14 protein-coding genes are annotated in these 24,166 nt (G+C 67.5%); 8 read left to right on the top strand and 6 right to left on the bottom strand.

What is annotated here, in order from left to right:
* Positions 1-88 precede the first annotated feature (88 nt).
* On the bottom strand, positions 89-661 hold the full coding sequence (locus AC3FOF_RS24745) for a hypothetical protein (RefSeq protein ID WP_488728085.1): 573 nt from the start codon (positions 659-661) through the stop codon (positions 89-91).
* A gap of 161 nt (positions 662-822) precedes the next feature.
* On the opposite strand from AC3FOF_RS24745, the gene gspG reads away from it, so the two are divergent.
* Genes gspG through AC3FOF_RS24715 form a run of 6 tightly spaced genes read left to right on the top strand, consistent with a single transcriptional unit; the run spans position 823 to position 4,911 of the window.
* Positions 823-1,275, top strand: a complete 453-nt coding sequence (gene gspG / locus AC3FOF_RS24740; RefSeq protein ID WP_488728084.1) for a type II secretion system major pseudopilin GspG — start codon at positions 823-825, stop codon at positions 1,273-1,275.
* 17 nt (positions 1,276-1,292) lie between these two features.
* The gene (gene gspH / locus AC3FOF_RS24735) at positions 1,293-1,790 is read left to right on the top strand and encodes a type II secretion system minor pseudopilin GspH (protein WP_488728083.1); all 498 of its coding nucleotides are present in this window, start codon (positions 1,293-1,295) and stop codon (positions 1,788-1,790) included.
* Positions 1,791-1,815: 25 nt separating this feature from the next.
* On the top strand, positions 1,816-2,211 hold the full coding sequence (gene gspI / locus AC3FOF_RS24730) for a type II secretion system minor pseudopilin GspI (protein ID WP_488728082.1): 396 nt from the start codon (positions 1,816-1,818) through the stop codon (positions 2,209-2,211).
* Entirely contained in the window at positions 2,189-2,863 is a 675-nt protein-coding gene (locus AC3FOF_RS24725) for a PulJ/GspJ family protein (protein WP_488728081.1), read from the top strand. The genes gspI and AC3FOF_RS24725 overlap by 23 nt, the downstream gene beginning before the upstream one ends.
* 60 nt (positions 2,864-2,923) lie before the next feature.
* Entirely contained in the window at positions 2,924-4,222 is a 1,299-nt protein-coding gene (gene gspL / locus AC3FOF_RS24720) for a type II secretion system protein GspL (RefSeq protein WP_488728080.1), read from the top strand.
* A complete protein-coding gene (locus tag AC3FOF_RS24715) occupies positions 4,219-4,911 on the top strand; it encodes a type II secretion system protein M (RefSeq protein WP_488728079.1) in 693 nt (230 codons plus the stop codon). The genes gspL and AC3FOF_RS24715 overlap by 4 nt, the downstream gene beginning before the upstream one ends.
* Positions 4,912-4,928: 17 nt before the next feature.
* Here AC3FOF_RS24715 and AC3FOF_RS24710 read toward each other — a convergent pair whose 3' ends face one another.
* Genes AC3FOF_RS24710 through AC3FOF_RS24700 form a run of 3 tightly spaced genes read right to left on the bottom strand, consistent with a single transcriptional unit; the run spans position 4,929 to position 7,083 of the window.
* Entirely contained in the window at positions 4,929-5,390 is a 462-nt protein-coding gene (locus AC3FOF_RS24710; protein WP_488728078.1) for a lytic transglycosylase domain-containing protein, read from the bottom strand.
* Entirely contained in the window at positions 5,390-6,370 is a 981-nt protein-coding gene (gene gspK, locus AC3FOF_RS24705) for a type II secretion system minor pseudopilin GspK (RefSeq protein ID WP_488728077.1), read from the bottom strand. The genes AC3FOF_RS24710 and gspK overlap by 1 nt, the downstream gene beginning before the upstream one ends.
* Complete coding sequence (locus AC3FOF_RS24700; protein ID WP_488728076.1) at positions 6,367-7,083, bottom strand: hypothetical protein; 717 nt, start codon at positions 7,081-7,083, stop codon at positions 6,367-6,369. Before AC3FOF_RS24700 ends, gspK begins: the two co-directional genes overlap by 4 nt.
* Positions 7,084-7,667: 584 nt before the next feature.
* Here AC3FOF_RS24700 and AC3FOF_RS24695 point away from each other — a divergent pair.
* Together AC3FOF_RS24695 and AC3FOF_RS24690 are read left to right on the top strand one after the other, a co-directional pair.
* On the top strand, positions 7,668-8,867 hold the full coding sequence (locus AC3FOF_RS24695; RefSeq protein WP_488728075.1) for a substrate-binding domain-containing protein: 1,200 nt from the start codon (positions 7,668-7,670) through the stop codon (positions 8,865-8,867).
* A 275-nt stretch (positions 8,868-9,142) separates the two neighbouring features.
* Complete coding sequence (locus tag AC3FOF_RS24690; protein WP_488728074.1) at positions 9,143-10,348, top strand: substrate-binding domain-containing protein; 1,206 nt, start codon at positions 9,143-9,145, stop codon at positions 10,346-10,348.
* A gap of 439 nt (positions 10,349-10,787) precedes the next feature.
* Here the strand turns inward: AC3FOF_RS24690 and AC3FOF_RS24685 are convergent, their stop codons facing one another.
* A complete protein-coding gene (locus tag AC3FOF_RS24685; protein ID WP_488728073.1) occupies positions 10,788-11,456 on the bottom strand; it encodes an RNA polymerase sigma factor in 669 nt (222 codons plus the stop codon).
* A gap of 201 nt (positions 11,457-11,657) precedes the next feature.
* A complete protein-coding gene (locus AC3FOF_RS24680; protein WP_488728072.1) occupies positions 11,658-24,110 on the bottom strand; it encodes a filamentous hemagglutinin family protein in 12,453 nt (4,150 codons plus the stop codon).
* Positions 24,111-24,166 lie beyond the last annotated feature (56 nt).

Raw genomic sequence — 24,166 nt, 5'->3', positions numbered from 1 at the left:
CTACCGCCGGTACTCCCCGGCGATTAAAAGAATCTGGCGCCGGTTTGCATTGTGTCAAGGTTGCGGGCAGGAGGCGGAAGCCAACCGGCTATTTGACGGCGGCGCTCGAGCCCGCCCGCGCCACATTGCTCGCAACGGCGGGCACGCCGCCATCCCGCTCGCGCCCGCCCGCCGTGAACGCCAGTACCGGCACCCTCGCCGGTGCCACCATCCGCACCTCCCGCCGCACACCGTTGCGCGACAGCACGGCCAGGCGCTCGCCAACGGCCACGAGCACCAGGCCCGGCGCTGCTTCGCGTCCGACCACGACCAGCCGCGGCGGCTTGCCATCCACCGCCAGCACGGCGGCGCCGCCCGCCATTCCGCCATCGCTGCCGGCACGAATGACGCCGCTGACGATCACCGGCAGGTCGCTATCCTCGGCCGGGCGAGCGCCGAACAGCCGCGCGCCCTCCCCCGATACCAGCGGCGCCGCCACGGGCCTGGCCGGCGGCGCGCCCGCTTGCCGGGCAGCGTGCAAGCGCATCGCCCAGTATCCCGCCACCACCAGGCAGGCCAGGGCGCAGGCCGCGGTAAGAAGCCGCCCGCGCCAGACCGCCGCATGCGCAAGGCGGGCCAGGCGTGCTGCGCCGGGCAAGCGCGGGATGTTCGGCTGGATCATGGCGGCAAGCCTCTCATATGAAATTTTGGTGTCAAAACCCGCGCAGGGCGCGTAACCGGCTTGCCCCACGCTTTCGACAGAATCACCCTGGCCCGTTCCGGTACATGGCCCCAGCCGCTGTTGTACCGCGTACGCATGACAGACTTCTTGCGGAAACTACGATGAATTCGCCCAAGGCGCCAACGGCAATGCGGACACGTTCCGCCGCCGGCTTCACTCTCATCGAAATCATGGTGGTCATCGTCATCCTCGGCGTGCTGGCGGCGCTGGTGGTGCCCAAGATCATGAGCCGGCCGGACGAGGCGCGCCGCGTGGCGGCCCGCCAGGATATCGCCTCGATCATGCAGGCGCTGAAGCTGTACCGGCTCGACAACGCCCGCTACCCCACCAGCGATCAGGGGCTGCAGGCGCTGATCGCCCGGCCTGCGGTAGAGCCGGTGCCTGCCAACTGGAAAGGCGGCGGATACCTGGAGAAGCTGCCCAAGGACCCCTGGGGCCATCCATACCAGTTCATGAATCCCGGCGTACGGGGCGAGATCGACATCTTCAGCTTCGGCGCCGATGGCCAGCCCAATGGCGCCGGGAACGACGCCGACATCGGCTCATGGGAATAGGCCGCGCCGTGAGCCCCATGGCAGGCAGCCGCGTCATCGCCCGCCCGCGGGTCCGCCGGACCGTGCGCGGCTTCACCCTGCTGGAGATGATGGTGGTCGTGGTCATCATCGGCATCGTCAGCGGGCTTGTCGTGGTGAATGCGCAGCCCAGCCCGCGCAACCTGCTGGAACAGCAGGCCCAGCGCTTGATCCCGCTGCTGCAGAATGCGCACGAGGAGGCCAGGCTGCGCGCGCAGCCCATCGCGTGGGAGGCAACGCCGCGGGGCTACCGCTTCCTGTTGCGCGACGGCGAACGCTGGCAGCCCCTGCGCGATGAGATGCTGCACGCCGGCAACTGGGGGGCGCCGCTTTCGGCGCTGATCGTCGCCCAGCCGGATGCCGCGCCGCAGGCAGGCGCGGTCAGGGTCGTGCTTGGACGCGAACCGGTGGAACCCACGCTCACCATCACGCTGGAGCGCGATGGCGCGCGTGCCAGCATCCTCACCACCGCGCCGGGCCGCTATGTGGTGCAGTAAGCGAACGCCGACGGCGCCGCCGCCCATGCCGGCAACGGGGTTCACACTGATCGAGGTCCTGGTCGCGCTGACCATCGTCGCCGTCGCGCTGGGCGCCTGCCTGCGCGCGGCGGGGCTGCTGGCCGACACCAGCGACAGCCTGCGCGCGCGCACCGTGGCCGAATGGAGCGCGGCCAACCGCCTGGCCGAGCTGCGCCTGCTCAGGCGCTGGCCGGAACCCGGCACGCGCCGCTTTGCCTGCGACCAGGGCCGGGTGGCGCTGCGCTGCGAGGAAATCGTCAGCGGCACCGCCGACCCGCTGCTGCGGCTGGTGGTGATCTCGGTCTACCGCAACCCCGAAGGCAACGGCAACGACGACGCGGGCACGCGGCTGGCCCAGCTCGCAACGGTGATGACCGATGGCTCGCGCCCAGGGCGGTAGGCGCGGCCGCGCGCGCCCGCGCCGCGGCTTCACGCTGATGGAGATGATCATCGCCATCGCCATCCTCGCCATCATCGCGGTGGTCTCCTGGCGCTCGCTCGACGGCATCATCCGCAGCCAGCATGCCGTGGGCGACAGCATGGCGGATACGCGCGCACTGGACCGCCTGTTCGCGCAGCTCGGCTACGACCTCGCCGAAGCCGTGCCCGACGCGCAGCTGGGCGCCGGCGCGATCCAGTTCGACGGCGCGCAGCTGCGCATCGTGCGCGCCCTGCGCCAGCCCGGCCAGCCCACGCGCTGGCAGGTGGTGGGCTACCGCGTCGCCGACGGCATCCTCTGGCGCAGCCTCTCCGCCCCGCTGTCCAGCCGCGAAGGCGCGCGCGCCGCGCTCGATGCCACCCCCGCGCAACGGCAGCCGCTGCTGGAGCGCGCCGCCAGCCTGCGCATACGTGGCTGGATCGATCCTGGCGAAAACACCGGCAGCATGTCCGGCGCGGGTTGGGCCGCGCGGGACGGGGGCGTCCGCCCGCCGCCCCTATTGGCCGGCACGGCCCCGGCGCTGCCGCTCAACCGCGTATCCGGCCTGGAGATCGTGGTACTGGCAGGCGCCGCCCCTACGGCCTACCGCCGTGTCCTGGCGCCCGGCCCATAGGCCGCCTGCCCTCCCCCCAATCCCTCTACGCCTGCCACCGCCGCCGCGAGCACCGAGCCCATGACCGAGTCCGCCGCCACCTGCTACGTCCGCCTGCCCGCCTGTCCCGCGCCGCTATCGTCCGCACGCCCCGGGGCCAGCCTGCCGGATCCGGGGCGCTACGCGCTGCCCTACGCCGTCGCCAACGCCGAAGGCCAACTGCTGCGGAGCGGCCACGCCGTGGCCGCGGAGCTGCCGCCAGCGCGCGAAACGGTACTCCTGGCCGACCCGCGCGATGTCCTGCTGTTGCGCGTACCGCTTCCGGCCGTTGCCGGGACGCGCCTGCGCGAGACCCTGCCGGGACTGGTCGAGGAGCACCTGATCCGCGACGCCGAACACTGCCATATCGCCGTGCTGGCACGTCATCCCGATGGCCAGGCCACGCTCGCGGTCACCGGCGCCGCCTGGCTGGGCCTGCTGCTGGAGGCCTTTGGCCGGCGGCGCCTGCGCCTGCTGCCGGCGGCGCTATGCCTGCCGGCCAGCGGCCACGCGGCAGGCGCTGTCGCGGTGGAGCCAGCGCCTGCCGCCGTGCCGCCAGCCGCGGCCACCGAAGCCGGCGCCGACAACGCGCCCGCTGCCGGCTCCGAGGCGCACCATCCTTGCTGGCTGCTCACCGTACGCCAGCCCGACGACGGCGCTTATGGGATCGTCCTCGCGCCCGACGAAGCCCTCGCCTGGCTGCGCGGCCCGCTGGCCGGCGCCGCGCTGTACGCCGGCGAGACGCTGCTGTCGCAACTCCCCGCCGGGCGCGAGGCACGGGCCGCCGGCTGGCCGCTGTGGATTGCCGGCGCGCGCGCGCTCCCGCAGATGGATGCCTGCCAGTTCGCGCTGGCGGCCAACAGCCGCGGGGGCGCGCCCGGCACGGCATCGCTCGCGTGGCCGCTCAGTCTGGCGCTGGCCGCCGTCCTGCTCTGCCTGGCCGGCGTCAATGCGCAATGGTGGACCCTGCAGCGCCAGCACAATGCCCTGGCAGCATCCATGAACGGCGTGCTGCGCGAGCACTTCCCCAAGGCCAGCCCCATCGTCGACGCGCCGGCACAGATGCGGCAGCAACTGGATCTGCTGCGCCAGGCCAAGGGCCAGCCCGCGCCCGGCGACTTCGCCGTGCTGGCCGACCGCTTCGCGCAGGCGCTGGCGCCGGTGCCGCTCACCGCGGTCAGCGAGCTGGACTACCGCGAGCGCAGCCTGCGCGTGCGCTTTGGCAGCGCCTCCGGAAACGACATCCGGATCGACGCGCAGGCGCTGCGCACCCGCCTTGAAAACGCCGGCCTCAGCGCGCGCGTGGAAGACGGCCAATGGATCCTGAGGAGCCGCACATGAACACCCCCGCCGACGACAAGCGGCTTGCCATGCTGCCGGCCAACCCTGGCGCCCGCAACCCGACCGCCGCTGCGGCAGGCACGTCCCGCGATGCCTTCGATCCGCCCGGATCGGCTGCCGCAGCACGTGATCGCGCCACATCGCCCCGTGAACGATTGCGCGGGCTTGCTGACCACGCTTCCCCGCACCTGGCACGGGCACGCGCCGCCTGGCTGGCGCGCGCCCCGCGCGAGCGGCGCGCGCTGCTGCTGTGCGCGCTGGTGGTCGGCGCCACCGCCGGCTGGCTGGGCGGCTGGGAGCCGGCGGCCAACGCCATCGCAAGCCTCGAGCGCGACTTGCCGCGCCAGCGCGAACAGGCCGTGCAAATGCAGGCGCTTGGCGCCCAGGCCGCCACCTTGCGCGCGCTGCCCGATCCACCCGCGCACCGCCCCGCCGAATGGAAGGCCGCACTGGCGGCGTCGCTGATGCAGCACGGCATCGCGGGCGCCAGCGTGGAGCCTGGGGACGACACGCTGCGGGTCCAGGTGCCCCGCGCCTCCTTCCACGCATGGATGCAATGGCTGGAAGCCGTGCGAAGGGAATATGGCATCAAGCCCGTGCAACTGGAGGCAAAGGCGCTGCCCGGCGCGCAAGCGGGGCAGGTCGCGCTGAATGCGGAACTGGCGCCGCCCGGCAAAGGCAACCGCTAGCCGTGGCGGGGGCCGGTTCAGTCTGCCGGCGGGCGCCATTGCGCGCCGCCGGGCTGCGCGGACCATTTGCGGATAATCGCCACAATCGAGGCCGCGTAGCCATCCCGCAGCGCCGGCGTCTCGGAATGGTAGGCGCCGACTGCCGCCCAGCTGTTGCCGTACTTGTTCATTTTCCGGCGCAGGTGCCATGCCCCGACATAGATGCTGGCACAGCCGTCGTATAGCGTCTTTGCGTCGACGCCATAGCGCTTCAGCTCCGGCAGGTGGATGGAGTTGATCTGCATCAGCCCCATGTCCACCGACTGGTTGGCATTGCGGTTGACCGCATCGGGCCGGAAACGCGACTCCTGCCACGCGATCGCGCGCAGGATCACCGGGTTCACGCCGTGGTAGACGCCCGCGCCTTCGAAGCAATCCGCACGCGCCGGCGCGCCTGCCGCCGCCAGCAGCGCCAGGCCGATGCAGCACGGCCCGCGCATCACTCCAGCTCCTGCGTGGCGGGATCGGCGGACCACACCACCTGCGTGCGCACCGCCTCGCCAATCCCGTCGCGCCGCACCAGGGCCTCCAGCCGCAGCCGGGCCCGCTCGTTGCGCAACTCCCCCTCCACCAGAAAATACTGGCTGCGCGTCTCCAGCAGCAAGCCCTGCGGCTCCGGCAATCCAGGCGCAATCGCCTTGAGCCGGATGCTCAGGTCACCCACATCGCGGAAATGCGCCCGCTCCCGGTCCGCCACCAGGGCACCGGCCTGCGACACGGTGAGACCGGGAATCGCCGCCGCCAGCACCTGGGCGCCGGCGGTGTTCAGGTTGACCGAGGTCGGCACCGGCAGGATCGCCACATAGGGCATCAGCGCGCGCACCGCATCGGGCGTGTAGCCGGGAATGGCGAGCAGGTCCGCCATCCGGGCAAGCGGCAACGGCTGCCCTCCCCCGCCGGTGCCCGACAGGCTCTTCAACACGTAGGCGGCCGTCACCGATGCCAGCGACGGATTCAGCGACAAGGAGGTCAACAGCCGCTGGTACAAGGCGACGCCGCTGGCACGCACGCTGGCCGGCCTGCCCGCTTCCGCCGGCGCGATCAGCGTGGCCAGGTTGAAGCGCGCCTGCGCATCCAGCACGCGCGAGCCGATCGTCATCGCCTGGCCGCTGTCGGCGAAGCCGGCCAGCCGCGCGGCCTGCGGCCCCAGCAACGCCGCCACGCGCGTGGGCGGCAACGGTTGCGCCCAGCGCTGGCGCAAGTGGTCGACGGACGCCGTGCGGCTGCTGTCGCGCAGCAACAGCCGCGCCCGCTCCACCACGATGCCCTGCATGGCCTCCCCTTGCGCGCGCAGGCGATGCGCCTCCACCGAGCGCGTGGCCGCCTGCTGCTGCGCGAACATGGTGGCCACCAGCGTGGTGGCCAGCGCGACGATCAACAGCGCCGTGACCACCGCCGCCCCCCGCTGCGCCCGCCTCATGACCGCCGGCGCGCCAGGCGTGCCCAGAATGCCTCCATATCGGTCACGGATACCTGCGGCACAGGCCTGTCGAGAAAACCCGGCGCCAGGCTCACCTCCTCGATATGGAAGAGATGGTGCTGCGCAGGCAGCGGAGTGGCGCGCGGCCGCGCATAGTGCGTGCGGAAAAAAAGCGGCGGGTGCGGGCGCGGCACATGCAGATCGCTCACATCGCGCACGCTGGCGTCGAACCAGAAGCGCACCCAGCTGCCGCCGGTGCGATAGCCACGCTCGCCGCGCATGAAACCCGCGTAGGAGAGCAGCACGAACGGCACGCACTCCTCGCGCAGGTCCGGATAGGCCCAGAGATTGCGATGCGTCGCCACATCGATCAGGGAAATAAAGCGATGTATCGTCAGCGAAGGCACACAATGCGCGTGGCGCATCAAGTCCAGGTGCCACTGCCATTTGCCCAGGAACCGGTTGAGATTCCGCTCCGCCAGCAGGCTGTCGGGCTGCGCCGCTACCGTGATCTCCTCGGGCGAATCGCCATTGCGCACCAGCGGACAACGCGCGCGCTTGTGCGTATCGTGGCTAAAGCGCGGTCGGATGCGCGCGCTGCGCGCGGCGATCAGCAGCAGCGGCCGATGACAGATCGGACAACGCGCCTGCGGCAAACGGCCGGGCGCCAGTCCATCGCCAAACTCGTCCAGATACGACTGCACGGTGATCATGCGCGCCTCGTTTGGATGCAATGCCAGCTTCATTGAACGGACCTCTATGCCAGAGTGCCCGCAGCGCTCCCCGAATGCCCCGGTGCATGGCGCAACGCGATTCGCAAAGGCGCGGCCGCTACCCCTACCTCCAAAAGCACCCTGTATCCGGCGGCTCGTATCGGCCGCGTCGTCGCCAATTTACAAAGCAAGATTTGCACACCCGTGACGAAATCTGCGAAGATCGCGTCCGTGCGGAGAGTATCGGAGCCCCGGCAGCATCCGGCGCAGTGCCTCCGCAATTCCATGAGCGCCGAGGAACTACAAGGCCTGCCTCGCAGCCATAGCGATACGCACATGCCGCGCGCCACGACAACGAACGCGCTTCATATCCGGCACGCGCTGTTACCCGCTCGCCAAATGACGAAACTGCATGAGCCAGCGTCGTCGTCTCTTCACCGTTTCAACCCGCCTTCTTCATCCCGCAAGCCAACAATCTCCTGGCGGGCGGCGATCTCTTCAGCACCGTCCAAACGGCGCCCGCGGCAAGTGAAGTCATGCATCGATCCATCAATGCTTTCCACCCAATCAACGGGAGTTGCACTGTGAAACTGAAGCACGCACTGATCAACGCGGCCTGCCTGGCCGTCGCATTCTCGGCCTCGTCGGCCATGGCCCAAAACGTGGTCGGCGGCGGCGCATCGCTGCCCGAGTACCTGTACAAGGCGGAAATCGGCGCCTTTGCTCCGGACTATCTGTACGCCTCCACCGGCAGCGGTGCCGGCAAGACGGCCCTGCTGACCAACGTGGCGACCGCCTTCAACAACACCTACACGCCGCCGCGCACCGACGCGGTGGTTCATTTCGCCGGCAGCGATTCCGTGCTGTCGTCGACGGACATCAGCGGCTACACCCGCGCGGGCACTGACGGCAATCTGGTGCAGATGCCGTCCGTCGGCACCGCCGTCGGCATTCCCTTCAAGATCACGGGTGCCAGCGCGCTGACGCTGAGCACCGATCAGCTGTGCGGCATCTTCTCCGGCAAGCTGAGCACGTGGAACCAGGTGCTCGCCTCGCTGCCGAACTCGCCGATCAACGTCGTGTACCGCGGCGACAGCAGCGGCACCACCGAGATCTTCACGCGCCACCTGAACGCGGTTTGCACCACCGGTGCCACCGGCAACTCGGATGTGGCCTTCCCGGTGACCACCAGCTTCTCGAACGTGGTGAATCTGCTTTCGGCGTCCGCGAAGTTGCGCTTCGCCGCCGCAAACCTGAGCGCCGGCGTGCGTGACGCTGTCGATGCAGGCACCAACGTCATCGGCTATCTCAGCCCGGACTACATCAATCTGACGCTGGCGCCGTCGTCGACCGCCGCCACGAAGAACCTGAAGGCCGCATTGCTGCGCAACAAGAACAACAGCACGTTCTACGCGCCCAATTCCGCCAACACCACGCTGGCCCTGGCTGGTCTGACGCTGGGCACCAACCTCGCCGACCCGAATAGCTGGGCCCCGACGGCCGCCAATCCGGCCAGTGGTTACCCGATCTCGGGCGTGACCTTCCTCGATCACGTGACGTGCTACAGCAACAGCAGCGTGCTGAGCAAGATCCTGGGCTTCCTGGACCGTCACTACACCTATAGCGGCGTCAACGACAACACGTCGCGTATCGAAGGCAACGGCTTCGCCAAGCTGCCGAGCACCATCGTTACCGCGATCCGCGACAACCTTCTGACCAACAACAGCGGCAATAACCTGAACCTGGGCAACGCCACGGCCTGCTCGGGCAAGGCCGGCCGCTGATACGCGCGGATTGATGCAGTAGCTGCCGGTGCAATGCCGGCAGACAGGATTGGCCCGGCGTATCGCCGGGCCAATCTCTACGTTTCCGTACATGGCGATTGGTGTTGGCGGCAGACGACAGCAAGATAATGATACATCTGCATTCCGCCAGAAAGCCGCGCAAATTCAAGCCTATCGTCACCACACGAGCCAATCCGTCCAAGCACTCGAGTGGCCACCAATGGCGGCCATGCATCGACATCAACGCTATGCACCCAATCAACGGGAGTTGCACTGTGAAACTGACGCACGCACTGATCAACGCGGCCTGCCTGGCCGTCGCTTTCTCGGCCTCGTCGGCCATGGCCCAGAACGTGGTCGGCGGCGGCGCATCGGCGCCCGAGTTCCTGTACAAAGCTGAAATCGGCGCCTTTGCTCCGGATTACCTGTACGCCTCCACCGGCAGCGGCGCCGGCAAGATGGCCCTGCTGACCAACGTGGCGACCGCCTTCAACGACACCTACTCGCCGCCGCGCAACGATGCTGTGGTTCACTTCGCCGGCAGCAATTCCGTGCTGTCGTCGATCGAACTTAGCACCTTCATGATGAACCGTTTCGCCATCGACGGCGCCGTGGTGCAAATGCCGTCGGTTGGCACCGCCGTCGGTATTCCCTTCAAGATCACGGGCGCCAGCGCGCTGACGCTGAACACCAACCAGTTGTGCGGCATCTTCTCCGGCAAGTTGAGCACGTGGAACCAGGTGCTCGCCTCGCTACCGAACTCGCCGATCAACGTCGTGTACCGCGGCGACAGCAGCGGCACCACCGAGATCTTCACGCGCCATCTGAACGCGGTTTGCACCACCGGTGCCACCGGCAACTCGGATGTGGCCTTCCCAGTCACCACCAGCTTCTCGAACGTGGTGAATCTCCTTTCCGCGTCGGCGAAGCTGCGCTTCTCTGCCGCCAACCTGAGCGCCGGTGTACGTGATGCGGTCGATGCAGGCACCAACGTCATCGGCTACCTCAGCCCGGCATACATCAACACGACACTAGCACCGACTTCGACCGCGGCTACGAAGAATCTGATGGCTGCAATGCTGCGCAACAAGAACAGCCTCGTACGCTACACGCCCTCATCCGCCAACACCGCGTTGGCTCTGACCAACCTGACGCTGGGCCTCAATCTCGCCGACCCGGTTAGCTGGGCTCCGACTGTCGCCAACCCGTCCGACGGCTACCCGATCTCGGGCTTGACCTTCCTCGACCACGTGACGTGCTACAGCAACAGCAGCGTGCTGAGCAAGATCCTGGGTTTCCTGGACCGTCACTACACCTATAGCGGCGTCAACGACAATACGTCGCGTATCGAAGGCAACGGCTTCGTTAAGCTGCCGATCACCATCGTTACCGCGGTCCGCGACAACCTGCTGACCAACAACAGCAGCAAGAACCTGAACCTGGGCAACGCCACGGCCTGCTCGGGCAAGGCCGGCCGCTGATACGCGCGGATTGATGCAGTAGCTGCCGGTGCAATGCCGGCAGCTCTCTGACAAACCCCACACCGTTCGAGTGTGGGGTTTCTGTTTGTGGCGACGCCAGTCCTCATAGCCCTCTTTCTTTTAGACTCGCTGCAGAGACAACTCAATAATCGGATTTGGAAAGCGAACATATGGAACGGCAGACAAAGATGACGGCGAGCAAAGATTGCATCCATTCAACGCCTGACGTGCACGGATTGTGCGGCGCTGGATGACCGTGCTGTCGAAGGCAACACGGCGGGGCGGATTCGGAAGATCGGTTTTGGTTACGTATCGATGCGCTGTAGTGTCTGCTGCAACTCAATTGTCGAGCTGGCGCATGCAAACCGAGAGCGCTTTGGCAGTTAGACATGGCACCACAGCCCCTCAAACCCAGCCGCGGCCGACCTTCATCTCGTGGCTACTCTACCGGAGAGATCGCGACGCCGGCGGCGCCCCGCTTGATCCGCCATCGCGGCAACGCACAGCGGGACGCGTTCGCGCCCGCCGTCACGGTCCGTCCAGTACCCTCGGCGCACAGGTCCAGGGCCCGCCTCAGCATATTGTCAACGCGGCGCATCGACAGGCGATGAAAGGCCGCCACCTCCTGGCGGGTCTGCTCCTCGACGCGCAGCGCGACCAGGACCGCCTGATGGCGATACGGCAAGCGCCCAAGGGCATCGACCACCGCCACAAGATCGGAGCGGGCCTCGGCAATGGTGGCCGGACCGGGCGCGGCGTCCACGATGTACTCCAGCTCGGTGTCGGCGTCACCGGTATATTGCCACGACCGGTCGGCGCGGAGGCGGTCCACCGCCTGGTTGCGGGCCACGCGGTACACATAGGCCTCGGGACTCTGGATCTGCGCGCAGACCCTCCGGTTGCCTAGTTGCAGCCAGGCATCGTGCAGGGACTCGCTGGCCAGATCGGGACACCGCAGATGGCGCAGGAGCCGGCGGTGCAGGCGGTCATAGTTCGTCACCAGGAACTCGCGCAGCATCACGCCGCGGTTGCCCTCGACGGCGGTGGCGCCGGCTGCGTCGGCAACCGCGTCGCCCCCCTCCACGCAGGATTCGTTATTCAGGTCCATGACGGATCTGCCTCCATCTTCCATATCGACAAAGCCTGCCGCATGACCGGCACCGAAAGCGGACGTTGCCGCCCCGATGACATCCCGACGACAGGCAAGCGGTTGCAATAGCAAGCCATGCCTGAATCAAGGGCGAAGCGATCCCAAGCCCTGTCTCGCGAGTGCGGCGACAGGCCGGGAAAGGCACGTCCGATACCCGCCCTAGCGGTCTTGCTGCAACTGGCGGCGCTGCTCCGGGGTCAGACGCGCTACCTGCCTGACATCGAAGTCCCCGCCGACGCCCACGAACTGCACCGGACTCGTTGCGTCGTAGGGGATGTGGCCGAGCTGCCCGGAACGCGGCGGCACGTTTCTCTGCTCGCCTTCAGTAGGCGGCGATTGCTCGTTGCCAAAGCCCAGTACCCGCACCGTGAAGATGGATGGCAGATTCTGACGGGCCGCGGCGCGATCGCGCTGCGTTGCGTCCTGCGCCGCCGTCGCCGCCTGCGCCGCGGCCGCGCTCGCATTGGTCAGCGCACCGACGTTCACCGCCGCGATCGTCGGCAGGCCCGTTGCCTTGCCCTGCCCCACGATATTGGCCGCGTTGACGATCTGCAGCGCCGCCAGGTTGATGTTGCCCGAGAAGCGGATGCCCGCCTCGCCGGCATCGATCGTGCCCAGCGGGGCGTACAGGTCCACATCGCCGGCCGGCACGTCGGCAATCGGCGCCAGCGTGGCGATACCGGCGCCCGACGATGGCGTCTGCGAAGACAGCTTCACGTTGCCGTAGTCGTCGTACACCCGCTTGGGCGGCGTGTAGACCACCGTCGTCTTGGAGCCCCGCCCCGCGTTGATGTCGCCTTCGGCCGACCACGCCAGGATGCTGCCGCCGAAGGTGGTCATGATGCGCGACAGGCCCAGCAGCACGCTGCCCTTGGAGTACAGATCGATGTCGCCCGCGCCTTGCGTGACGATGCCAGAGGATGCCGGGGGTACCGTGCCCTGCACGCCCGCTACGATCTGGCCTGCCGGCGCCAGCATCTGGATGCCGCCGCCGAACAGCGTGCGGATGCCTGAGCCGCCGAACATCGTGATGTCCCCCGTGCGCGCGATCTTGCCGCCCTGGGCATCGCGCTCGGGGAACAGCGCCGCGATGGCGTTGCGCCCGCGCAGGTAGCTGCCATAGCGCCGGCTGTCGGGATCGTTGTACTCGCGCCCGCCGGCCTTCAGTTCGGCGTAGTAGACCTCACGCAGGAACACGCTTTGCTGCTCGGGTGCGAGTGCATTGAAATAAGCCAGGGCCTCGGCACCGGTGCCCGCATAACCGTAGCGCTCCGTGAGCCATGCAGCCAATTCGCCTTCGTAGGTCCTGGCGACCTTGCCCGAGCCGTCCAGCGGCGTGGCGGCTGGCAACCGGTTGGCGGGGTCGAGGTAGCGTTTGAGCGCCGCATAGTCCGGACCATTGGACCCGACACCGGCCATGGCCACGATGGACGCGCCGGGACGGCTGTCCCCGCTGGCGACCGGACCGATGCTGGCGATCGAGCCCTTGTCGCCCTGGTAGAAATTGCGGCCTGCCGAGATCTCCAGCGTGCCTGGCCCCGCCACCTGGAAGTTGGCTTGAAGGATGTCGCGTCCCGCGCGTACCACTGACACATCGGTGGCATCGGGGTGGTAGATGAGGTTGCCCGAGGATGCCGCGCCATAGTTGCCGGCGGGATAGAGGGGCTTGCCGTTATTGTCGTTTCCAGGTTGTGCACCGGCACCCACGATGTCGCGCCCTGCCATGATCCAGACCGGCTTGGCCGCGACATTCCACTGATTGACCGGCTTGTTCGAAACGTGATTTCCGTTGTTGGTGAAATCCAGCACCTCGCCGGTTCTTAGCCCGATGATGTCGCCATCGACCGCATAGAAGCGCTGCGGCTCATAGTCACCGGCGTGAAGATTTCCCGTCACCGTATTGGGACCGAAGGCGTACAGCGGCAAGCCATAGTGAAGGCCTGCGCCATCCACGCTGATGTTCGTGAACAGCGCGCCGCCAGACTCGGTCGGAGATCCCATGAAGGCCGCCTTGAGCGGCGTCGGCAGTACGCCCATGCCGGCACCCGACATGTTGATCGGCATGCCAAGCGTTTGGATCGAATTGCGCGCGAGGATTTCCAGTTGCCCGCGCGGTGACGGCGCCAGCATCAGCGAGGTCGTGTAAGAATTGCCGACGTCGTAAAGCTGCGCACCGTAGTAGATGCCCCCTTCGGCCGCCACGGCTCGCAGTATCGCGGGATAGTCGCCCCCATTCCTGTTGGCATTGATGTTGTTCACGCCGACGGTGGTGGGCGTGAGGTTGCCGCCAGCGGCAAACAGATCGACCGCCGTGCGATCGGTCCACAGCGTGAACCAGCTGTAGCCGCCGCCCTTGTAGGGTGTCGTCACGCCGTTGGACGCGATGCCGTAGGGCGTGGTGTTCTGCTGTGCCGTGCGGCCGGGATCCTCGACGCTCGACAGCACCAGATCGCCGCGCGAGGTGAAGGACACGGCGGTGTCGCCCGCCAGCACCAGTGGTCCGCCGTTCGAGCGGCCGCCATTGGCCGCGTTGGGATCGGGCGCGCGTGGATCGGCCGTGTACGAGGGTGCGCTGACGCCATAGCCGAGATCGATGCGGCCGATGGAACCGGCGCTCACATCGATGGCACCGCGCACATTGGTCAGCACGCCGTTGAGGTTAGCTGCCAGCGTAGCACCGCGTACGAAGGTCAATACATAGGAACTGCTGGGATTGACGTTGGGATCGAGCGGGTTGAGCGCACCGCCGATCCGGATGCTCACGTCCCCGCCGCCGGTCTGGATCAACCGGCCATCGGCGGTAACGCGGCCCGAGCCGCCTGCGGCGACCGTCAAGCCCTGGCTGACCGGTTTGATGGCATCGCCCATGCCGTCGATCACGCCGGCATCGCCCCCGGTCCGCACGGCGACATTGCCGCCGCCCAGGGCGCCGAAGCCGGTGAAGCCGACCAATCGGGGCTCGCCCCCAGCAAAGGAAGGTCGCGGCGCGCCGTTGTCATATAGCGGCAGCACGTAGGTGCCGAAGTTCACCCACCAGGCGGCGGGCAGGCCGGATATGTCGCCACCCTGCCGCCATAGCCAGTTGCCTGTGGAGTTGGAGGGCAGAGGTGCGGCTGAAGAATTGAACACCGTCAAGCCCGTGAGCTTGCCCTGGGCCGTCAACAGCAGATTGCCCCCGTTTTCCGGGTACCACGCCTGATAAAGGCTGGACGATCCTGCGACAAGGCTTTCGTAGGCACTGCCATCGGGGCCCAGCACGCTGGTGCCGCTACCGTCTGGCTGCCGCCCGCGAGGCTGGTTGTACGGATTGGAGCCGTCGGCCGCGAGCACCGGCGCCGACTGGGTACCCGCCGTATAAACGCCGAACAGCGACTTCATCGAGACATCGCCTCCGGCCAGCAGGTCGAGATCGCCTGTACCGGTGCGCACCACGCTGATGGCCTTCACAGTCTTCGTCGGCCCGCTGAAATGCTCATCGTCGAGAACCAGATTGCCCGTCTTCGCTGTCTGTAGCGCGCGAGTATCTACCGACGTGACATCGGCACCGCTGGCCAATCGCATCGACCAGGATTGGGAACCCGCTGCGAGCATTGGCGATACCGCCCACAATTTGCCTGGTTCGGGACGAGGGTTCGTCGATGAAGTGGAAATGGTGAAGGGACTTGGCAGTCCCGCGTCCAGCATGACATAGGCAGCGACTGTACCCTTGGGAACGGTATCGCCTGAAGTGAAAATGCCGCTGAAATCGGCGGTAGCCACAAAGCAACTCCCACACGTTTGCGGGAGATGGTAATCAGATTCGAAAACGGCAGAAGCGTCCGAATAGTTAATGGGCGATGGCAGGGGCTCACCCAGTCGAATCAGGGTCGTGGTCGTGACCAGCCAGCCGTTGTCGTCGGCGGTTTCCGGCGGCGGGGCAAAACCGTCGTTGATGCTGCCCTTGATGGTGAGGTCGCCGCCGGCGCGCAGCGTCAGGACGCCCGGCTCGCCCGAGCCGCGCATGAACGGATCCGCACCCGGACCATAGCGGTAGCCCGAGAAATCAAGATCGCCGTCGACCATCAGGCTGCCATTGGCCGTGGCGCTGGCGATCTCCACACCGGGACGCAGATGGTAGGCCGCGCCGTAGGCCCTGAGTCCGGCCAGGCGCCCTTGCAGGCCGGCATTGTTCCAGGCGGCGCCGATGAAAGCCTTGCTGTCCGCATCGATGCCGTCCAGGTAGGCCTGCGTGATCACCTGGACCGGACGGCCGTCGGCCGAAGGCGTCCCCGGCGGGGCGTCGATGTAGCGCCGGAAGCCATTCAGCGCGACGCTCTTCGCGCCGTCGATGACGACAGGTCCGGCCGCGTCGATAGCGATATCGCCATCACTCGCGTCAAGGCGCGGTGCATTCAGACTGACCGTACCGCGCGCGACGCCATCCGCCGCGCGCACGTCGATCGTCGCGCCGGGGGCGATGCGCAGCCAGCCCGGCACGCCGGTGACAGGGTTCTTGCCGGCCGTCAGCTCGACGATCGCGCGGTTGGGCGCATCGATCGGCTGGCCGTAGCTGTCCACGCGCAACTGCGTGCCATGCGCATCGAGCACCGCGGTGGAGGCCAGGGTCAGGCCGTCGCGCGCAGCCAGCCTGATCGTGCCCACCTGCGGTCCGCTCGCATCGACCCGGCCGTTGACCGTCAGGTTGCCGCCATCGACCGACACATTGATGCTGTTGGCCTTGAGTTCATCGCCGACGACGAGGTTGAGGCCCTCCCTCTTCAGCTGGAAGCTGCGGCCACCGAGTACACCGCTGCCGTTGAGGCGCTGGTTGAGCCCCGCGAAATCGCCGATGGCCTGGGCCCGCACGTCGATCGTCGCACCCGGATGCGGCACCAGCGTGCCGCCAGCGTCATGGGTGCCGCTGGCGGCGCCGAGGATGGCGCCGGCCAGCGTCACATCCCCCGCGGCCGCATCGGTTGCGGCCGCGGACAGCGAGCCGCCACGATTGTTCCTCGCCGAGAGGTCGATCACCGATCCGGATGCCTGGGCGATATTGCCGTGCGCGCTGGAGAGGATCAGGTCGCCGCCCCAGCTGTACTTGCGGACGTCGAAGAAACTGACCTCGCGGCCCGCCAGATCGATGCGCGCCGCGTCCCCCAGCCGGATATCGCCGTCGGCCTCGACGGTGAGTTTGCCGCTGGGCAGCGACACCGCGCTGTCGAGCGTCACCGTCCGCCCCTTCAGGCCGATCTCCGCACCCAGCACGCCAGTACTCGCCGCCGGAGCGCCGGCGGGCGCAGACACCGTCAGGGCACCGCCCGCCGTGTAGCGGTTGATCGACGCGGCGGCGCCGCTCAGCAGCGGCGTGACCAGATTGAGGTTGCCGCCCGCGTAGGAGGCCGCATCGGTACCGCTCTGGTACACCGCCAGGGTGTTGCGGTTGTTGGCGGTAATGCGCCGGCTGGCATTCAGGTTGACCGTGGCGAAGCCCAGCGCCAGCCGGTCCAGCGTGAGCTGCGTATCGGGCTGCGCGAACCTGGGATAGCCGAAGACGATTTCGTCGGCCACGAGGTCGAGCGTGCCGGCGCCGGTACCAGGACCGCCGGCTATCACCGTGGGCGCCGGCAGGCTGCCGGGTTGAGACCCGGAGTCCCGCGCCTTGCCGTCGCTGGCGCCGTTCCAGAACAGCGTTCCCGTGGTCAGCGTCGCCTTGTCGCCGGCGGCGCCCAGGCCGTAGATGGCCGGCGTGCTGAGCACCAGCTCGGCAAGGCTCGACCTGCCGGTGGCCGGATCGATGGTGTTGAAGGAGACCGGCCCCAGGAAGTTGACCGATCCGCCCGCCGACAGGATCAGGGTTTCGAGTTTCGGGATGCCGGCCCCGGCATTGCCTCTGAGCAGGCCGTCGAACACCTGCTGGTTGAGGGTCAGGCCGTCGGGCAGCACATGGGCGGCGGCGGCCGCATCGATTGCCGCCTGCTGTCCGATATTGATGCTGGGGGCCGCCACGGACAAATACCTGGCGCCGTAGCGCGCTTCCGGATCGAGCACCAGCTTGCCGTCCGCACTGACCACAAAACCCAGCGTGCCTTCCGTATACAACCCGGCCTTGCCCACCGCGATGCCCGACGAGGTACCGCTGCCTGGCCTCGACACCAGGTCGAGCAAGCCATTCGACAGGATCAGGGCGCTGGTCGTGAAACCGGCAGAGTTGTCTGCGGTATAGCGGTAGCCGTCCGCCGTAGGAAAGGGCGTCGCGCTCCCCTGCCCAAGGGTACTGATCCGCGCGTCGTCTTCCACGCTCACGCCGGCGAAGCTGCCAACCAGGAATATCTCGGGAGCCTGCAGCACTGCGCCGTTGCGGATGACGACGCCTTTGGTACCGCTGGAGATAATGAAGGTGTTTTCAGACCCAATGAAGCCGGTCTTGCCGCCTATTATCATGCGATCTGCACCGATGGCATTGAGGTCGTCGGCCGCGAGCGAAATGAAACCGGCAGTGGGCGTGGCTCCCGAGGCCGTCACTTCAAGAATGCTCCCCGCCGTCGAGCCATCGGTACCGCTAGCCTGTAACACACCGCCGTAGCCACCCCGGCCCGGAGTAAACAGGGCTTGGCCCTTGAAACTGAGTGCAGGCCCGGAGCCCGGCTCGTTGGCATAGGCCAGGCTCAACGACTTGGCGTCCACCGGCAGTAGCGGACGCAGCGCGCCTGATCGAACCGCATCGGCGACCAGGAAGCTGGCATAGCTGGTCTCGTTGTATTGCGAATGGGCTCGCACCGTCTGGCCCGACGTCACTACCAGTTGCGTCGGCAGCGCGTCACGGTAGCTGGTATTGGCAAGACCCTGATAGCCCTGCACGATCCACGACCCAGTGCCGGTCGCGGTCGCCGCCGCCGTCGCTGCCGGCGATGCCCCTTGCCTGCCGAGCTCGACCCGATAAGCGCCCGGCAGCAGCGCGTAGCGTGCCGGCATCAGCGTGTAGGTGCCGGCAGGCAGGCCCGGTACGCCAGCCGGCACGGTAATCTGCCGCCCAACCCCGGGAGCCGCACCGGCATCGGCATCGATCGGCGCATAGCCGGGCTGCACGCCCGGCACGATGGCATAGACGCGATTGGCCGCCGAACTGTAGGCATAACCGGCTCCTGCGTTGGCCAGCGCCGTGGTCAACACGTCGACAGAGCCACCGCGGCCGCTGACGAAACCGGCACCCAGCAGGTCACCGCCGCCCGACAGGTCAAGGGTCGCCCCCTCATGCACGTCGAACGACTTGCCGGCCAGCGTAACGCTGGGGATCGACGTCAACGACCCTTTCACTTGGTTGCCGCCGTGGATATAAGTGATGCCGTCCACGGTACCGCCATACGGCAGCGCCAAGCCGTTGGCGCTGACCGAGGTGACACTGCCGGGGAGCAGGTCGACCTTCTCGGTGACCGGCGGTTGGAGCGTACCGCTGCTTGCCGTCGTGCCGAGAGTGATCGAACCCAGCGGCGCTCGCAGTACGCCACCCTGCTCGATTTCCTTCGCATAGATGGCAAGACTGCCGAATAGCGACCCGGGGAGGGCCGGCAGCGCGTCACCGCTACGGCCGATATGCACGGAATCCCAGGCCATGATGGTGGCCCCCTGATAGGAAATCGTGCCGTTGGCGCTGCTGACCGGATAGATCTGCGCGGCGTTGAGATCCAGCGTGCGGCTGCCGACGAGATTGCCGATCATCCGGATATCGCCCCGGCTGTTCAACGTCGCCCCGTCGAAGCCCGCATAGTCGAAGGCGCGCGACCCGCCCAGCAATGGAACGGATCCCATGGCGCCGCCGAGTTGCAGCGCATGGATGTCGATCAGGTCGGCATCGACCAGCAGCTTTGCGCTGCCCACCCGAGCGGAGGGCGTGATGGCGGGCAGATTGCCCTGTGCCTTCGGATAGACCGAGCTGCCAGTGATCGGTTTGCCCGGCGCTTCCCGAAATGCGACATGCGGCGCGGCAAGCCGAACAGACACCGCGGAGCCGTCCGTGACCAGCGCCGAATGGTAGAGCTCGATATCGCGGCCGAGCGCCAGATCGACATTGCCATCGAAGCGCACGATGTCGGCATAGGCCGAGAGACTGTCGAAACCACCGGCCTTGATCTGTTCCGCGCTGATACGCGCGGTGCCGATCCGCAGCGGCGCATCCGAGCCGCTCGCCACGTAATCCTGCCCGATCACGAGTTCACGCAGGAAGCGCACATCGTCCTGGACCGTCGGCTTTGCGGCCGAAGCCCGATAGCGCGCTGTTTCCAAGGTCAGGACTAGTGTGCCGCCCAGCGCGCCGGCACCGCCGGCGGCGGCCTTCATGCTGCCGTCGAGATAGAGGCCATTGAACGAATTGAGGGCGATGCTGCCCCCATTTCCGGCCAGCATGAATGGCCCAGCGCCACCCGGTTGATCGACTACTGCACTGGCACCCGATGCGTCGAGCGAGGCCCCCGGCCGAATCACGATAAATGAATCGGCAGCCTGGGCGATGCTCCCATCGTTGTCGCGCTTGGTCCGTGCGCCGAGCGTGATGCTGCCGCCGTTCGGCACCACGCCGTAGCGCCGCCCGTTGCTGTCCACTGCCGTCACGGCGCGAGCGGCCGCATCCAGCACCGCATGATCGCCGATCAGTATCGAGCGCTGTCCCGGCGCCGGATCGGCCGTAGCACCTTCCTCCGCGGCGGTATTTTCCTGGATGACATCGATCGCGCCGCCAGCCGCTTGCAGTCTGCCGTCGATCGTGATCTGCCCCGGGCTTTCGACCACGATGCGACGGCCGGGGTCGACGGTGATCGACGCACCCGTGCCGATGCCGATGCTGCCTGCGCCGCCGAGCATGGCGGCGTTCGACTTGAGCGCGACATCGGCGCCCGCGCGCTGCGTCAGCTTGCCGGCAACGGGGTTTTCCTGATACAGCGGCGGCGTCCAGAGTTCGAGAACGGCGGACAGATCGGCTCCCGTCGCCATACCGGATGCCGCCGCGGACAGGCGATAGACTGGCATCGCTGCATCGATCTTCGTGCCGGCCGTGACGGCAAGGCTTTGATGACCGTCGACCACATAGCTGGAAAAACCTTTCTGAAAGAGAGACGTGTCCAGATACTGAACAGGCTGGACCTTGAGCGCCTGCGGCAATTTCAGACCAGCCGGAATGGTTGTACCGGCCGCATAGGAGATTTCGGCAGGGGCCGGATCTCCGGCTTTGATATGAATCGTAGTCAGCGTCGGCTGAATGGGAATACCGCTTGGAAAAGCGCTCGACGGAACGACATAGTCCGTGGGAAAGCCCAAGCCCAATACACTGGTGATCATGGTCCCGGCAGGGATAACGGGCGACACTCCGGAACTCCTGACAAGGATGGTCCCGGCGCTCGTACCCAAGGCGTAGACGCCGGATACAGCAAGAGGTGGCTGCCAATCCGCCGCAAGCTTGACAGGGTTGTCGGCGGAGAACGCGGGAGCGCCGCCGAGCTTCTCCCCGCCTAACGCGACATTTCTTGTGTAGGTCGACGTATAGTCGAATGGCAGGACATCGCCAGCCTTGATAGTGAACGCCTCCGTGGTAACCAGATCCACCACGGCCGCCTCGCCCGCCCCGAGCGTGCCGTTGTTCTCGAGCACCTTGCCGCCAATGGCGATGGCCGGCCCGGCGCCGATGGTGAGCGTGCCGCCGCCATTGACGCCATAGCCTCGGATGTCCCCATCCAGCGTCAGCCTGCCCGCCCCGTTGCCCCCGTCATCGGCGCTCAGCTTCACATTGCCGCCCCTGCCGCCCCTGATCTTGCCGTTGGCCAGAATCGCGGCGCCCGACGATACATCGATCAGGCTGCCGACGCCCAGCGTCACATCCTGCGTCGAGCCGAGCGTAACGCTGCCGCCGTCCAGGTAAGCCAGGCGGGACAGGTCGGACGGGCCTAGTTGCGCGTTGGTCCAGAGTCCCCGCGCATCGATGGTTTTTCCGGCCGCCAGCGTCACGCTCGCGTGGCCGTCCGGCGTCAGCAGCACTTCGGGGCTGCCGGCCTGGAACAGGTTGCCGGCGCTCACCTGGCCGCCGCGCGCGGTGATATCCGCATGGATGCTGGTGACGGGAGAGGTGATAGAGAGCCTTCCGCCATTGGCGAGGACGAGCGGCGCATCGACCGCGACCTGGCCGCGGGTCGCGATATCCAGCCCGCCGAGCTGTTGCCCGTTCAGGCGGGCCGCGTCCAGCCATACGGTGCTCAGCCGTTTCGCCTCCAGCGCATCGGCCGCCGCCATGTTCGGCGTGATGCTGTCGATATCGCCGATCTTCACGTCGCTGTTGAAGGCATTGACGCGCCCCAGCGCGCCATATTGCCCCAGCGCCAGGCTCCCTGCCCTGGCCACCGCGTTCTGGCTCTGCCTGTAAGGGTCCGTCACGCTGGCGGAAGCGGCGCGCGTCTGCTGCGCGCCATTGAAGACGGTGGCGACGATGTCGCCTTCGAGCACCGCCGTCGGCGCGCTGACGATCAGCTGGCCCGCATCCCGGCCCACCGTATAGCCGTTCTCCAGCAGCCGCTGCGGCGCGATCAGCGGTGCGTAGTAGTACTCCGTCGTAGTCTTGCCCCAGCGCGCATGCTCGCTCTCGAAGCCCTTGTACACGCCCGCGAACACCATGTCCGCCGGTGCGCTGTTGACGTTGTACAGCCGCCCGTCGCTGCCCTTGAGCCAGGTCTGGTTCAGGTACCCGGTCTGCACGTTCAGGCTCCCGCCCGACAGGTTCACGCTGGAGCCGGCCTGGGTGACGACCTCCTTGCCGCCCAGCACGATGGTGCCGCCCTGCGCGGCCCACTCCCCGATGCCGTGGCCCTGGTTGTTCAGGTACCCGCCCACCTCCAGCAGGCCGCCCGCCGTGTACCAGCGCTCGCCCGCGTACCCGCCCGTGCCGGCAGGCACGTAGGTCAGCTTGCGCCGGTCGATCCAGACGTTGGCGTTGAGCAGGTTGCCGCTGTCGCGGTTGCCCGGCGCATCGCGCTGCTCGTTGCCCTGCACGTTGATCTTGACGTTGTTCGCTTCCATCGCCAGGCTCACGCCCACCGCGCCGGAGACGTCGAGCTGGGCCCGTTCCGCCACGAAGCTGCGCCTGGCCGCGCTGACCGCGATCTGGCCGCCGGTGGCGAGCGTCAGCGAATGGCTGTCGAGCAACACGTCGCCGCCCGAGACGATCTCGATGCGCGACTGGTCGCGCCGGTCCGGCAGGCGCGCGAGATTGTCGAAGGCGCCGGCGGCCGTCTGGGCACGTATCTTGTCCTGATCCGCCGAATCCTTGATCAGCGCATCGCGCTGGCTGTCCAGGGCGCGGGCCGTGCCATCGTCCTCGATCAGGATCGCGGTGGTGGCACCCTGGCCCAGCGTGACCTTGCCCTGCGTATCGCTGGCCGAATTCAGCAGGTGGATCGTGCCGCGCGCGTTCACGGTGGTGCTGGACACGGCCACGCCGTTTTGCCGCACGTCGCGCCCGGCCAGCGTGATGTCGCCTTCGCGGGCCAGGAGCAGGCCGGTGTTGCCCACCTTGCCGGCGGCGCTATCGGCGACGAACTGCGGTGCGATTTCGTTGCCGCGCGTGGTCGAGGCGGTGTTGCCCTCGGTCCCGGCGCCCTTGCGGATGATGAAACTGTCGCCGGCGGCCAGCTGGGTCTGGCCCCGGTGCGTGGTGATCGCGCCGGCGTTGTTCACCTCGCTGCCCAGCAGCATGACGTAGCCGCCGCCATCGGTGACGCGCGACGGCTCGTGCGTCGTGATCCGCGCACCGGCTTGCACTTGCACCTTGCCCAGCGCGTCGGTAAAGCTCGGCGTGGTGGCGTTGGGCCCATAGATGCCGTTCTTCTGGAACTGGTCGTTGCCGATGTTGGCGGCGGCGGCCACCAGGTTGCGCGTGTCGACCTGGCTGCTGCCGTTGAAGATGATGCCGTTGCGGTTGACGACCATCACCGTGCCGTCGCCCTGGATCTGCCCCTGGATCTGGCTGGGCCGCGCCTGCGGATCGTTGACCCGGTTGAGCACCGCCCAGTCCTTTTGCTGCGCGAAGGCCACCGTGGTGCTCTTGCCGACGTTGAAGGTCTCCCAGCTCAGGATCGCCTTGTCGGCCGTCTGCTGGATGGCCACCGTGGTCCTGCCATCCGCCACCGTCTGCACCGGTGCCTTGGCATTGAGCCAGCTTGCGCTCAGGCTGTTGGTGTCGACCTTGAGGCCGCCGTCGGCGAGGCCATCGGGCACCGAAGCCTCATTGAGGGCAGCCAGCCGGGCAGCGGCTTGCGCCGACTGCTGCGCGGCGATGGCCTGCGCCGCCGCGCCGAGGTTGGCGATGGAGCGCTGCAATTGCGCGTTGGCCTGTTGCTGCTGTCCCTGCGGGCTGGTCAACGACGAAGCCAGCGCCCCGTTGGGTAGCCTGCCGGTCTGCGCCGCCATGCTTTGCGCGGCGCCCTTGGCCGCGAACCAGGCGCCGCTGAAGGCCTGCTGCGCATGCACATCGGCGGCGACCCCGCTGGCTGCCAGCGCCACGGCGATCGCCCGCGCGATCGGTGCCATGTGGAACGCCCGTCCCTCTTGCATCCCCTGCGTTGGTGTCGCCGTCGCGCGTTTTTGTCCGCGTGTGCTCATGTGGAATTCCTGCCCGAAAGTTGAGTCGATGCCAATCGGCTGCCCGCCCCGCGCCG

This window comes from Cupriavidus sp. 96C5-1, from assembly GCF_057798855.1.
Note: the sequence above shows the minus strand (reverse complement) of the source record. Positions and strands in the feature narration are given on the sequence as shown.

Bases quoted from the DNA above. Each gene is read 5' to 3' on its own strand.
- gspI (WP_488728082.1), top strand. From the start codon at position 1,816: ATGCCGGCAACGGGGTTCACACTGATCGAGGTCCTGGTCGCGCTGACC.
- AC3FOF_RS24685 (WP_488728073.1), bottom strand. From the start codon at position 11,456: ATGGACCTGAATAACGAATCCTGCGTGGAGGGGGGCGACGCGGTTGCC.
- AC3FOF_RS24680 (WP_488728072.1), bottom strand. From the start codon at position 24,110: ATGAGCACACGCGGACAAAAACGCGCGACGGCGACACCAACGCAGGGG.
- AC3FOF_RS24715 (WP_488728079.1), top strand. From the start codon at position 4,219: ATGAACACCCCCGCCGACGACAAGCGGCTTGCCATGCTGCCGGCCAAC.
- AC3FOF_RS24745 (WP_488728085.1), bottom strand. From the start codon at position 661: ATGATCCAGCCGAACATCCCGCGCTTGCCCGGCGCAGCACGCCTGGCC.
- gspL (WP_488728080.1), top strand. From the start codon at position 2,924: ATGACCGAGTCCGCCGCCACCTGCTACGTCCGCCTGCCCGCCTGTCCC.
- AC3FOF_RS24710 (WP_488728078.1), bottom strand. From the start codon at position 5,390: ATGCGCGGGCCGTGCTGCATCGGCCTGGCGCTGCTGGCGGCGGCAGGC.
- gspG (WP_488728084.1), top strand. From the start codon at position 823: ATGAATTCGCCCAAGGCGCCAACGGCAATGCGGACACGTTCCGCCGCC.
- AC3FOF_RS24700 (WP_488728076.1), bottom strand. From the start codon at position 7,083: ATGATCACCGTGCAGTCGTATCTGGACGAGTTTGGCGATGGACTGGCG.
- gspH (WP_488728083.1), top strand. From the start codon at position 1,293: ATGGCAGGCAGCCGCGTCATCGCCCGCCCGCGGGTCCGCCGGACCGTG.
- gspK (WP_488728077.1), bottom strand. From the start codon at position 6,370: ATGAGGCGGGCGCAGCGGGGGGCGGCGGTGGTCACGGCGCTGTTGATC.
- AC3FOF_RS24725 (WP_488728081.1), top strand. From the start codon at position 2,189: ATGGCTCGCGCCCAGGGCGGTAGGCGCGGCCGCGCGCGCCCGCGCCGC.